Below are 13,039 nucleotides of genomic sequence, written 5' to 3'. Positions count from 1 at the left end.
ATTGGCGAATTCATTAATCAGATGTTTTTCAACTCTTCTGGTGCATGACCAATAATTCACACATTTTTTATAAGTAAGCGGGCAAAAGAGGAGTTTTTTAGAAATGAGGGAGGGAAAAAGAGAGACATATCCTCCTCAACTCATCGTAGAGGAGGATATCAGCGATTTACTGCTGTTGAGTACCAGACATTTGCTTCAAGTAAGCCACTAAAACTTTAATTTCAGTTTCATTTAATTTAGCACCAAACACTGGCATTTGGCGTTGAATGCCGTTGGTAATGACGTTCTTAACCAGCTTCAAGCGCTCTTCTGGGGTTTCTTCAGCAGTTGTATCAGCTACTGTCCAGATTTTATCAGTTAAGTTAGCAGAACCTTGTGAATACAAACCTTTGCCTTCTGCGGTATGGCATTGATAACAACCGCCTGCATAGCCATTAAAAATCTTCTGACCTTTAGCGGCTGCTTCAGCATTATGCTCAATACCTGACATACTCAAAACATAGTTAGCCACTTCATCAACTTGTTCCGGATTTAAAGTAGTATTATAAGCTGGCATATAACCATTACGACCACCGACGATAGTCTGATGGATTTGCTCAACATTACCACCCCACAACCAGTCATCGTCAACTAAAGTTGGGAATAAACCCGCTACCCCTTGGCCGCCTGCTTGGTGGCAACCAGCACATTTATCACCGAAAATACCATTACCGTAAGAACGCACAAAGGAACTCATATCTGGATCTTGGGCAATTTGCTCGTAAGAAGCAGCCGCTACTTTATCTAAATAAGCTTTTTGCTTCAGTGCTTGCTCACCTGTCTGCATGTCTTGAGCCAGTAAAGCACGCATATTCCAATGAGTAGTCTTGGTTTCACCCGCATCAGTTTTATAAGTCAGCGTACTAAAACCTTTGGTATAGCCGCTACCAATAGGCCAAGAGGGATAAGTGAACCAATAGACCAATGCAAATAGAAGCGTTGCATAGAAGGTCCATAGCCACCAACGCGGTAAGGGATTGTTAAACTCTTGTAGGGTCTCATCCCACACGTGTCCGGTGGTTTCTGCCCCAGTCAAAGGATCTTTTACAGGACTTGCCATAATTTATTTCTCACCTTGCTTCTTTGGTGATTCTGCTTGCGGTTTGTGTTCATCATCATCCAAAAAAGGAACATAGCGATACGATTCAAGGCGTTCGCTACGTGCTTTATTGGAATAGACATACAGCACAATACCAACAAAAGTGGTGAAGAAAATCACTAACGCCACTATTTTGCTATTACCTAAATCGGTAATCCACATCCATAAGTCTGCTAGCATTATTAGTTCTCCTAACCAGTCAGTATCACACAATCTCTATGGGCCAGATCAACGGAACTGGATAAAGTGGTCTTCATCAAACTTACTGAAATCAACCATCGTCCCTAAGACTTGTAAGTAAGCGACTAGCGCATCCATTTCACTAATAGAAGAAGGATCACCGTCGTAGTTACCTGCTTTGGCTTGGGCTAATAAGTTATCTTCAGCACGATTGATATCTAAGGTATTGGCAACTTTCTCACCAAAACGCTCGACCGTACCCGGATGTTTTTGGCCTTTGTCGTCAGTCCAACCAGTATATTCGTCTTTAGTCAAAGTATAAGGGACGCCAACCTTTTTCAGCGCTATCATACGAGCGCCCACATCCGCATAATCTAGCTCAGTCTCTAACAACCAAGGGTAATTGGGCATGATTGACTCTGGCACCACTGAACGTGGCGCAATCAGATGCTGGGTATGCCATGCATTTGAGTACTTACCACCAACACGTGCTAAGTCTGGCCCTGTACGTTTAGAACCCCATTGGAAGGGATGATCATATTTAGACTCTGCTGCCAAAGAATAGTGACCATAACGCAAATCCTCATCACGGAAAGGACGAATCATTTGTGAGTGGCAGGTATAGCACCCCTCACGAATGTAAATGTCCCTACCGCGTAACTCTAAGGGTGAGTAAGGACGAACCATCTCTACCCCAGTTTGTGGATCTTTTACGTCTTCAATCGTGCTATCGATATAATGCAACGGAACAATCTCAACCAAACCGCCGATACCAATCGCGACTAAAGTCAAAACGATTAACAGACCTGAGTTGGTTTCAATACTTTCGTGTTTTAACATCCTTCCCTCTCCTTAGGCCTGTGCAACAGCAATGACTGGCGCTTTTTCTTCTTGCTTAGCACGTGCAATGGTCATATAGATGTTATACGCCATGACTAACATACCAGATACGAAGAACATACCGCCGATAGCACGTGCCACCAATGGACCATGCATAAACACCACTGTTTCAACGAAGGTATAGGCTAAGTTACCGTATTCATCGAACGCACGTAACATCAAACCTTGACCAATCCCTGACACCCATAAAGCAGTGATATATAGAATGACACCAATAGTCGCTAAGAAGAAGTGGGTGTAAATCAGCTTAGTACTATAAATAGTGGTATTCCATAAACGTGGAATCATGTGATAGAAGGAACCGATAGAAACCATCGCAACCCAACCTAAAGCACCTGAGTGTACGTGACCTACTGTCCAGTCAGTATAGTGGGACAGAGCGTTCACACTTTTCAGAGACATCATCGGGCCTTCGAAGGTGGACATACCGTAGAAGGATAAAGAAGTGATCAGGAACATCATGATCGGGTCAGTACGCAGTTTGTCCCAAGCACCTGACAAAGTCATGATACCGTTAATCATCCCACCCCAAGATGGCATCAATAACAGAATAGAGAATACGGCTGCTAAAGATGAAGTCCAGTCAGGAATTGCTGTCCAGTGCAAGTGGTGAGTACCCACCCACATATACATGAAACTCAATGCCCAGAAGTGCACGATTGACAAACGATAAGAGTAAACTGGACGACCTGCCTGCTTAGGTACGAAGTAATACATCATTCCTAAAAAGGCAGCTGTTAAGAAGAAACCAACCGCATTATGCCCATACCACCATTGAGTCATCGCATCTTGGACACCTGAGAACAAGCTATAAGATTTAATACCCAATAAGCTAACTGGCATTGCCAAGTTATTGAAAATATGGAGTAAAGCAGTTGCGAGAATAAATGACATGAAGAACCAGTTAGCCACATAAATATGTGGTTGGTTCCGACGGACTAAAGTAACAGTATAGATCAGGAAGTAAACGACCCAAACTACTGCAATCGCAAGATCGATATACCATTCTGGTTCAGCATACTCACGACCTTGTGAAATACCAAACAAATAGCCTGTACCCGCAATAGCTATCGCTAAATTCCAACCCCAGAAGGTGAAATTCGGCCAGAAGGTTCCACCAGCTAATCGAGTTTGACAGGTACGCTGTACAATGTAATAAGACGTTGCAAACAACGCATTACCGCCGAAGCCGAAGATAACACCGCTTGTATGCACCGGCCGCAACCGTCCAAAGGTGATCTGAGCGATATCAAAATTCAAAAATGGCCAAGCCAATTCTGACGCGATATACACCCCGGCTGTCATGCCAGCGATACCCCAGACAATAGCGGCAATCGCGAATTTCTTCACGATTTCATAGTTATATTGCTCCGAAGAGACTACTGCACTATGAGCCATCACTTGCCCTCAACACTAAATTAAAAAACCAAAACTTACAAAACTCTTACTAAACGCGCAAGAATATACCAAGTGCCTATTTAAGAAAACTGTAATATTCCGCTGGGAGTGTGTGCCAGAATGCACTTTTCGGAAACCTCTCAACATGATGTTTATCAAAAAAGCATAACTAGCCAGACTACAATTGCATTTATAATGGCGATTGTCACTGCGGCTGAACCCATATCTTTAGCCCGACCCGCCAATTCATGACGCTCAACACCAACCCGATCTACTACCGCTTCTACGGCTGAATTCAAAAGCTCGACAATCAGTAGGAGCAGCACACTGCCAATCATTAGGGCTTTTTCCACACCATCAGCTCCAAGCCATAAGGCCAGCGGAACCGCGATGAATAACACCCAGATCTCTTGACGAAAGGCCTCTTCATATTGATAAGCAGCACGAATGCCCTGCCAAGAGTATTGCCCTGCCTTAATGATCCGTTTCAAGCCCGTGTTGCCACTGGACGCCATTCCCTGCAATCCTTAAGTTAATTTGCGATATTGTGCCTCTTTTTGTCTCTGCCAGCAATTCAAAACAGCAGTAAATTGGTGCAATGCACGCAGCACCCAGTATGGTCTTAGGTGCTACTATTCATTTGCCTCAAGCCACTCAGTAGTTACTCAATTTGTCAAGCTTTAAGCAGCGGAATCTTCGCCTATCAGTAGAGTAATTTCATTAATAAAGTAATAAGGAGGTACTACCAGATTCGTTGCTGCTGGTACGTTTTTGTAAACGCGTCCTGCTAAATCAAACCGTGAACCATGACAAGGACAATACCAGCCACCTTTCCAGTCTGTCCCCAAATCTGCAGGTGCTAGCTCAGGGCGATAACTCGGTGAACACCCTAAATGAGTGCAAATCCCGATTAAAACGGCATATTTTGGTTCACGTGAACGATAAGGATTTTGCGCATAACTAGGTTGCTGCTCAGTCACTGTAGAAGCAGGATCCCGTAAACTCGAATCATTCCCAGCAAGTGCTTCTAGCATACTATCCGTGCGATGCACGATCCAAACAGGTTTACCCCGCCAAACTGTCGTTAGTAATTGCCCTTCAGCTATTTTACTGAGATTAACTTCTACCGGTGCACCTGCGGCTAAAGCCCGCGCACTAGGTGACATAGATAATAGAAAAGGAGTCACTAGCGCAGTTGCACCCACTCCACTTACAGCAGAGGTGATGCCAATTAAAAACTTACGTCGACTGATTTGCTTAGAGCCTGCCATTTTGACGCTACCTTAAATTTTAGTTTTAAAGCGCTAAGGTACTTAGGCTGGCCACTGGGTGCTTTGCGAATCCACAAACCACCTGCAGTTTTTTGCTAAAACTCGTGAGCCTACAAGGTTGTTAAGGTGTAGACCTGACCTATTTGCCGAGTAGTACACTGAGCTAAAGGTAGACCTTGCTGGGTATGACAACTGACTACTAAGCTTGAATTATTCTGTAAATTGGTTTCACTTATTATGGGTTGCACAGCAGTATCCAGTTTCAGCCTGACAAGCGCGGGAATATGTACCCTAATTAGAATTGATGTGGAGGTACTACTAATTTCCCCTGAACTAGGACTAACACTAGATACAGTCATTTCCGCTTGTACTTGAAGACTGCATAGTAAACAGCAAACGCCCGCCACAAATCTTTTCACCCTGAACTTCCTCAGCCACAAACTGCAAGGAGATCCTGACACAAATCTATCCATGTACTGGATATAAATCAGTAGTAAGGTGCAAACTTAAACGATAACTGGCAGAGAAGCTATTTATAGAAACTATAGTTTTTCAAACTATCTGTTTTAGTATGTTAGACTTTGCTTATAAATCTGTACTAATCATTCATTTACAGCACTGCGCGCCTTCAGGAGCCACTATGTCTAGCATCAAAGGTAAAGGTCATTGCTTAACTTGCCCTATTCGACATCTAAGTATTTTTGCTGAACTACCTGCTGAGCGCCTAACACAGATACAACATTTCCAACCCGCTGTAATCCAATATCAAGCGGGAGAAACGATTTATCACCAAGGTGCAGTGGCACAAAGTGCTTACACTTTGCGTAAAGGCATGGTCAAACTTACCAAGAGTTTGCCGAATGGGCGCACCCAAATTATCCGCATACTCGGAGCGGGGGAATTATTTGGCTTTGATGGCTTTGCAGATGAGAACTACAGCCATAGTGCGACTCCACTGTGCACTATTGAAATTTGCCGCTTACCCTTCGCTGATTTAGCACACCTAAAAAAGCACTATGCGGAGATTGATACAGCCATGACTCAACGCTGGCTACAGTATCTGCGTGCTGCTGAAAATCAAATGTTAGCTTTAGGTGTGATGAAAGCTCCTGAGCGCTTAGCTTCTTTCTTAGTCAACTGGTATGACAGCGGCTATCTCACCCCAGATGGAGTTGCTCTACCTTTAGCCCGTGGTGAAATAGGCGAATTATTGGGTTTAACTATTGAAACTGTGAGCCGTTTTATTTCCGAATGGAAACGTCAAGGCTTCATCAGCGAGACCAAAGGCTATCTAAAACTCTTAGATCGGGCTGCATTTCTCAAAGCTGCTTGTTCCGATTAAGTAAGCTCCATGCCTAAACTGAGTAAACAAGCACGCATTTATGCAGTTGTTAAGCAAATTCCGGTTGGTAGCGTCTCGACTTATGGTGATATTGCTACATTGGCTGGCTTACCGCGCCATGCGCGTTTAGTGGGTTACTCTCTACAGGCTTTAATCGAACAGACCGAGGTACCTTGGCATCGAGTTGTGAATAGCCAAGGCCAACTCAGTTTAGCTAAGCTTTCGCTGAGTGGCGCAGATGAACAACGCGAACGTTTATTGCAAGAAGGTGTCGAATTCAACGCTTTAGGGTATGTACTACTAAAACAATACCGTTGGCAACCTCATCCCTTAGCATGGGAAGCCTTTATTCTTAACTTATAGCTAATAAATTCTTAATTATAAGCTAATTCTCTCAAATTATAGTTAGTAATAGAATAAGCATCTTATTAATTTGAGGCTATAACATGCCTACTCCCGTTTTATTCGTCTCGCATGGGTCTCCCGATATTGCTTTACAAGCGCAAACGCCTACTTTAGCTTGTTGGCAGCAATTAGGTGTCTCTTTAGCGCGTCCCAAAGCGATTTTGGTGGTCTCGGCACATTGGGAAACGGCTACACCTACTTTAAGTACAGCAGCACATCCACAGACTATTTATGACTTTGGTGGCTTTCCAGCACCTTTATATCGGATGACTTATCCAGCCAAGGGGGCTCCTGAAATAGCCCCCTTAGTGCAAGCGGCTTTTGATAAAGCAGCCTTGCCTTTGCACATCGATCCACATCGTGGTTTAGATCATGGTGCTTGGATTCCCTTATTGTCTATTTTTCCAAAAGCAGATATACCGGTGGCACAATTATCTATTCAAACTCAAGCCGACCCTGCTTGGCATATGAAATTAGGTCAAGCCTTACACAGCTTACGTACTGTAGGTATTTTAATTATAGCTTCCGGTGCAGTGACGCATAATTTTGGCTGGCTATCACACTCGGATGAACCTTTACCGGCGGCTTTAAGCTTTAGTAATTGGCTGGCTGAGAAATTGCAAGCTCGGGCAGAAAAAGAACTACTAGCTTATCGGACGCAAGCACCTTATGGAGCAACTGCTCACCCGACGGAGGATCATATCCTACCCTTATTCGTTGCTTTCGGTGCTAGTACCACTGACGACCGGCTCAGACGCTTCGCCCCCGAAGTTACTTATGGTGCTTTGGCAATGGATACTTATCTATGGGAAGCCCGTAATTAATTTTATTTATATTAATTGATTTATTTGCTTGTTTTATTAAGAGCTGAGTATAATTTTATCCCAATAGATTAGGCATTTTTTGAGCCAAGCTCATTAACTTAATTAATAACCATAAAAAGAGTCAAAAGATGAAAAAATCAGCCCTAAAACAACAAGAGCAGCTAGCTAAACAAACTCAAAATGAAGCTTTAGTCCGTTTGATGCTGTTAGCACGCTATCAAGATAAGAAGCTATCCCTCAGTGAACAAGATGCTTTTAATCGTAGCCTGCAAAAAATCGAATGGCACTCAGTGACCGATATCACCCTCTTCACCCTGCGTGAAATTGCTAGTGTGCGTAAGGCTTTAGAGACACCAGAAAAAACCGAAGCCTTCATTCAGCAACAATGCGTTTTATTCAACAGCTCTGAAGCAAAAAATCAATGCTTAGCGGTATTAAGACAAATTGCAGCAGCGGACAAGCATGATCCACGTGAAAGCCAATTTATCCATCAAGTAGAGGCAGCTTTAGGCATGGTGAATGCTTAATTTAGCTTGGTTTAACTGCAACTGAGGTGCTAACCCAGCACCTCTTAGTTTTTAATGAACACTAAGTCAGTCCACGGTTAACATTGCATCCTTTCAAAATTCAGCTTAAGGTCTAAGGTTTGCAGCCAAAGCTTTTGACTTTATGCGCCTTTATTCTTTCCTATGCATCGCTCTTATTGTTAGCTCAGTGGTTCAAGCTGAAATCAATAATAGTCCATCTCTTAGTTCCCAAGCTTTATTTAGTTACGACCAAGCTGACGCTTACACAACAGATCAACGAGCTGTGCGTAAAGTTTTTCTAGCAGGTTTACAACGCTATATGACTCAAGACGGTGATTTAATTGATGAAGACATCGCAAGCCTAGAACCAGCCCCCTTAGCCGCACATGGTGGCGATTATTCTTTCAGCCAGTCGAAATTAGTGTTGGCACAAAAGATTTACAAAAATCACCCTATTGACTTTTATAGTGGCTGCCGTTTTTTTACCCAGCAAAAACTCCTAGTGCCAGATTGGAAAAGCTGCGGATATCAAGCGCGTAAAAATCCCGAACGTGCCAAACGAATTGAATGGGAACATGTAGTACCTGCTTGGGTGTTTGGGCATCAATTGCAGTGTTGGCAGCAAGGTGGACGTGCTTACTGTCGAGATCAAAGTGTAAACTTTCGGCAAATGGAAGCCGATATGCACAATTTAGTTCCCACGATTGGCGAACTCAATGGCGACCGCAGTAATTTTTCCTATGCGATGATCAGTGGTGAGGAGCGGCTTTATGGAACTAAAGTAAATATGGAAATTAATTTTAAAACACGCACTGCCGAACCACCTGATAATGTCTATGGCGATGTAGCACGGATTAATTTCTACATGCGCGACCGCTATCACCTAGCACTCAGTAGTCAGCAACTCCAATTATTTACCGCTTGGAATAATCTTGATCCAGTTGATGCTTGGGAAGAACAGCGCAACGAGCTGATTCGCCAAGCACAGGGCAATGATAACCCCTATGTCACACGTTATCAGCATTTAGACAGCAAGCAAGTGGAAGCGATAGAACGTGATTGGGTGGATGAACTTTATCTGCTGATTTTTAATCAGCGTTTTTCACTACCCTATTTGATGTTTGCCTTAGCCACGATTTTGTATTTAGGTTATTTAAAATATCGGCGTTCTCGTACCACTATTCAAAAAACACCCAAATCAACCTCAACAACCAAGAAAATCACTACAACTAGAGCTAAAAAGACTAAGTAATTAACTTGGCCGTTTGAAACTTCAGACATAAGCGCTCGTTAACTAGCAGGCTTATCTCTAACTTCTTCTTCGCCACTATAAGGTAGTGTTTCTTCAAATTTGAAAATGTTCAACTCGATTGCAAAGAAACAAATGATCCATAAGGTAGCATCATAAAAATCTAGAATACCACCTTCATAAGCCCACATTCCTGCATAGACAAATAAAGCAGCATATAAAATGATTTTTATAGTATTACGCACATGCCACTCAAAACGTCCGTATAAACCATTAGCATAGACGTCATATTCTAAGAGCGCGACAATAACAAGCCAAGTCAAAGAGTTATACATATCTAAGGGGCCATGTTCAGCACGATATTCTGGGGTGGCGTACTCATACGCAGAATACAAAATAATCACATAAGCCAGCAGTCGCCCAAGATGAATAGCGTATTTTTCCCATTTATTAATATAAGGTTTATCGAGCTGAGAAGTCTCCCATTCAAATAGTAGCAGCAAGGCTACCCACGCTAAAGTCTCTAAACCCTCAATAAAAGTTTCATGCAGAAAAAACAGAACTATATTGATCGCCAGTAAGCTATAAACACCCCATTTAAACAGCGGGTAATAGGTATAGACAGGGGAATCTTTAGTAAAGGTGGGCATCAACTTTCTCCTCAGCAGTTCTGCTCTGTGCTGTTCTTTTTAAGACAAAAACTTGCATAAAAAGAAACAGTAGCCAAAAAAAGATGGTAGGTTTTAATCCTGCTTGATCCACTTAGGAGGTGTCAAGCAGCTATCTACAGAAATGGACAGAATAGACTATGAAAATACTTTTTTTGCAGAAAAATCAAGCTTTAACCCTTTAAGTCCCAATGAAATTTGTGCAAAAGCCGATGTAAAAACGGGGTAAACAACAAGGCGGCCATAGCAATAAACACTAAACCTGCATACAAAGCATATAAGCCTGCAAAGAACTTACCTGCTTGAGTTAAGGGTGGATTAACTGGCATACGCGCCAACTTAAGCTCGCAACCTGTTGTTAAACACTGGGAAAGTGGGTGTGGCAACCCCATATAGGATGATTTTAGCGACCAAAGTGAAAGTTCCCATGAAGTTGCCCCCCCACTTGATAGCTGTTTTGCCCCATTCCTGCCAACCCTGCCTGCCGATTATCACCAACAAGCGTATGAATTCAAGGCATTTGCCCGCACCCGCAAGATCAAAAGTCCGCTGCAACTGCTCCAGTTAGTGCTTGCCTACTGCGGTTTGGACTTATCGTTACGCCGTTGTGCCGGAGAAATAGCCCAGATGCAGGGCTACCTGAGTGATACGGCGGTAAAAAAAGGCTGGAAGCCTGTACCCTTTGGGTAAAATCCTTGTTGGCAGGTGTATTGGGGCTGACCGAGGTGATGGACAGCGGCAAACTGCGTTTCATTGTCATCGACGGCTCGACCGTGCAAGAACCGGGTGCAACCGCCACGACGTACCGCCTGCATATCGCCATTGACTTGATCAACCTGAGCCTGCATCAAGTCGAAGTGACCACCGATAAAGAAGGCGAAAACCTCGACCATTACAAACTGGAAGCAGGCGATGTGGTGCTGATTGACCGGGGTTACAACCAACCCCAAACGCTCGTGCCGTTCATCGACCGAGGCGGTGAGGTAATATTGCGCTATAACGCCCACAGCATAAACCTGTATGAGGAAGGCACAGGCGAAGATGCCGGACGCATGGTGAAAATCGACTGGTACGCCCGCTTACGTAAACTGGGCAACAACTGCCCCCGTGGTGTCCCCGTCTGGTTATGCCACGGCAACAAACGGATGCAAGGCTACCTTCACGCCATCCCCTTGCCTGCCGAAAAAGCCGCCGAAGCCCGCCGCAAAGCCCATCAACGCGCCAAAGACAAAGGGCGTAAACCCAGCAATGAAGCCCTTACCTTAAGCGAATGGGTACTGATTTCCACCTCACTACCGCCCGAAGTACTTTGCACCAGTACCGCCGCTGCACTCTACCGTGTCCGCTGGCAGGTCGAGCTGGTGATCAAACGCCTCAAAAGTTTGTTGGATGTCGATGGGCTACGGGCGCACAAAGGTTCAAAACTGGCGGAACTGTACCTACATGGCAAATTGTTGTACGCGGCAGTTCTGGAAAAGATGATGTAAAGTCGCTTTGCCAAGGCTAGGCGCAAACTCGACCATCCCCGAAGATTCACCGATAGGCGACTCTGGATAACCGTCGCGGATAACCTGAAAGCAGGCATAAAAGCCTGCTTCCCGGTCGATAAACGTTTCGGTGATGACAACATCAAAAGCTTGAGCGAACGCCCCAGAAAGCGAAAGTTGCAATGTTTACCAAACCCCATTCTTGCGCTATTGAACCCATGCTGGGAAATGGGGGTGAGCCGTGTTTAACCTATGGGATTGGGGCTTAAGTTGGCGCGTATGTTATATACTCTCCCTGCATTATTCCTAAAGTGTCTGAGCTACCCGAAAACCAATAAAATTGCTACGTATAGTTGGTGCATAAGCTGAACGATTAGAAGAGCGTATATTGTCTATTGGTTCTTTCCAAGAACCACTGCGCATCATGCGCCGGGATTTACAAACATCTTCATCCTCCCACGCTTCGCCATTTGTTGGAGTCTCACGATAACTCTCATAGTAGCAGTCTTGTATAATTTCAAATACGTTACCGTGCATATCATGTAAACCCCACGCATTGGTAGCAAAGTTTCCTACTTCCAAAGTTTTTTTTCGGTTTATTCCTGTTTGTGGGCAGTAAACATTTATATTATCAATGGTTCCATTGTAATTTGCCTGATCAGTACTTATGCAATTGCCTGATGGGAAAAGGGTTTTAGTCCCTGCACGAGCAGCATACTCCCATTCAGCTTCAGTTAGTAGGCGATAATTTTTACCAGTTTTTTGATTTAGCCATGTTAGATAGTTTTGCACATCTGGTCAGTTTACATTTATCACCGGTTGTCTACCTCGCCCCCATTCATCTGATGCTTTGTAACACACTCCATCAGTTACACAAGCGTCCCACTCTGCGAACGTGACTTCATATTTGCCTACAGCAAAAGCAGGTATATGAACGGTATGAACTGGATATTCGTTAGGAGTGCAAGCTATTTCTACAGTACAACCCATTTCAAACGAACCTGCTGGAATTGAGACTAATTCTGGCTCAAAGAACTGGGATGAAACTACTTTTTTGCTTAGTAAATTACTAATCCCACCAAACCATGCAGTAATGCCTAAAGCTACTAGTGAAATAGCTACTAGTGAAATAACTCCTAATAACTGCTTATTCACTGTGCTAATAGGTGGTGATATAGGTTGGGCTACAACAGTTGCAGAACTAGGTTGGTTAGATTCAGATTTGGGGTCTACGCTTGCTAGCTGAGTGAATTCCTTTTCAGCTTCAGTTAACTCCTGCTTAACTTGTTCGATAATTTCGTCTAGACGAATTTTTTCCTCAACACGTGTTTCACTGTCTCGTGCCCCATACAATCGAGTCAGTTTACTATCTAAAAACTCCAGACGTTTTTGGAGTCTTGCTACACGTAATTGCTGAAAAATACCCATACATCAAACTACCTCTTTTAATCGAGGTTATCCAGGCTAATAAAGCGAATGCTCTATAAAACAATAATATAACCCCTAAAGTCTACGCAAAACTAGTCCCGTGTTTAGCCTATTCTTTTAGGCGGTTTTGCACCTCGCCAAGTTCGCTTCAAAACATCCTTAGGAATGTGGTCATGCACCAGAGGAGTTGAAGAGCCACTAAAGCGGTAGTAACTTAAGCGA

Annotated in this window: 14 protein-coding genes and 1 pseudogene; 6 read left to right on the top strand and 9 right to left on the bottom strand. The window is 43.7% G+C overall.

Features of this window, described 5'->3' with window-relative positions:
* Positions 1-166: 166 nt before the first annotated feature.
* The 6 genes from ccoP to petA form a co-directional block, all read right to left on the bottom strand.
* A complete protein-coding gene (gene ccoP, locus Q0307_RS18305) occupies positions 167-1,099 on the bottom strand; it encodes a cytochrome-c oxidase, cbb3-type subunit III (protein ID WP_298662677.1) in 933 nt (310 codons plus the stop codon).
* Between the two features lie 3 nt (positions 1,100-1,102).
* The gene (locus Q0307_RS18300) at positions 1,103-1,318 is read right to left on the bottom strand and encodes a cbb3-type cytochrome c oxidase subunit 3 (protein WP_298662675.1); all 216 of its coding nucleotides are present in this window, start codon (positions 1,316-1,318) and stop codon (positions 1,103-1,105) included.
* Positions 1,319-1,366: 48 nt separating this feature from the next.
* On the bottom strand, positions 1,367-2,158 hold the full coding sequence (ccoO, locus tag Q0307_RS18295; protein ID WP_298662673.1) for a cytochrome-c oxidase, cbb3-type subunit II: 792 nt from the start codon (positions 2,156-2,158) through the stop codon (positions 1,367-1,369).
* A gap of 12 nt (positions 2,159-2,170) precedes the next feature.
* The gene (gene ccoN / locus Q0307_RS18290; protein WP_298662671.1) at positions 2,171-3,616 is read right to left on the bottom strand and encodes a cytochrome-c oxidase, cbb3-type subunit I; all 1,446 of its coding nucleotides are present in this window, start codon (positions 3,614-3,616) and stop codon (positions 2,171-2,173) included.
* 155 nt (positions 3,617-3,771) lie between these two features.
* Positions 3,772-4,131, bottom strand: coding sequence for a diacylglycerol kinase (locus Q0307_RS18285; RefSeq protein WP_298662670.1), 360 nt, complete (start codon positions 4,129-4,131; stop codon positions 3,772-3,774).
* A 165-nt stretch (positions 4,132-4,296) separates the two neighbouring features.
* The gene (gene petA, locus Q0307_RS18280; protein ID WP_298662669.1) at positions 4,297-4,887 is read right to left on the bottom strand and encodes a ubiquinol-cytochrome c reductase iron-sulfur subunit; all 591 of its coding nucleotides are present in this window, start codon (positions 4,885-4,887) and stop codon (positions 4,297-4,299) included.
* 640 nt (positions 4,888-5,527) lie between these two features.
* Between petA and Q0307_RS18275 the strand changes: the two genes are divergently transcribed.
* The 5 genes from Q0307_RS18275 (at position 5,528) to Q0307_RS18255 (ending at position 9,237) form a co-directional block, all read left to right on the top strand.
* Positions 5,528-6,229 (top strand): Crp/Fnr family transcriptional regulator, encoded by a 702-nt coding sequence (locus Q0307_RS18275; protein ID WP_298662668.1) that lies wholly within the window; start codon positions 5,528-5,530, stop codon positions 6,227-6,229.
* 9 nt (positions 6,230-6,238) lie between these two features.
* Entirely contained in the window at positions 6,239-6,592 is a 354-nt protein-coding gene (locus Q0307_RS18270; RefSeq protein WP_298662666.1) for an MGMT family protein, read from the top strand.
* 83 nt (positions 6,593-6,675) lie between these two features.
* Complete coding sequence (locus tag Q0307_RS18265; RefSeq protein WP_298662664.1) at positions 6,676-7,458, top strand: class III extradiol ring-cleavage dioxygenase; 783 nt, start codon at positions 6,676-6,678, stop codon at positions 7,456-7,458.
* Positions 7,459-7,586: 128 nt separating this feature from the next.
* Complete coding sequence (locus Q0307_RS18260) at positions 7,587-7,985, top strand: hypothetical protein (protein WP_298662662.1); 399 nt, start codon at positions 7,587-7,589, stop codon at positions 7,983-7,985.
* Between the two features lie 142 nt (positions 7,986-8,127).
* On the top strand, positions 8,128-9,237 hold the full coding sequence (locus Q0307_RS18255; protein ID WP_298662660.1) for an endonuclease: 1,110 nt from the start codon (positions 8,128-8,130) through the stop codon (positions 9,235-9,237).
* 38 nt (positions 9,238-9,275) lie between these two features.
* Here Q0307_RS18255 and Q0307_RS18250 read toward each other — a convergent pair whose 3' ends face one another.
* On the bottom strand, positions 9,276-9,884 hold the full coding sequence (locus tag Q0307_RS18250) for a hypothetical protein (protein ID WP_298662658.1): 609 nt from the start codon (positions 9,882-9,884) through the stop codon (positions 9,276-9,278).
* Between the two features lie 191 nt (positions 9,885-10,075).
* Positions 10,076-10,231 (bottom strand): hypothetical protein, encoded by a 156-nt coding sequence (locus Q0307_RS18245; RefSeq protein ID WP_298662657.1) that lies wholly within the window; start codon positions 10,229-10,231, stop codon positions 10,076-10,078.
* 366 nt (positions 10,232-10,597) lie between these two features.
* On the opposite strand from Q0307_RS18245, the gene Q0307_RS18240 reads away from it, so the two are divergent.
* Positions 10,598-11,389, top strand: coding sequence for a transposase (locus tag Q0307_RS18240; protein WP_298662655.1), 792 nt, complete (start codon positions 10,598-10,600; stop codon positions 11,387-11,389).
* A 306-nt stretch (positions 11,390-11,695) separates the two neighbouring features.
* Here the strand turns inward: Q0307_RS18240 and Q0307_RS18235 are convergent.
* Positions 11,696-12,817 (bottom strand): annotated as a pseudogene (locus Q0307_RS18235) (SUMF1/EgtB/PvdO family nonheme iron enzyme).
* Between the last annotated feature and the right edge of the window lie 222 nt (positions 12,818-13,039).

This window comes from uncultured Thiothrix sp. (assembly GCF_937873765.1).
Classification (GTDB): Bacteria; Pseudomonadota; Gammaproteobacteria; order Thiotrichales; family Thiotrichaceae; genus Thiolinea.
The sequence above is the reverse complement of the archived record's forward strand: the minus strand, read 5'-3'. Positions and strand labels throughout refer to the sequence as shown.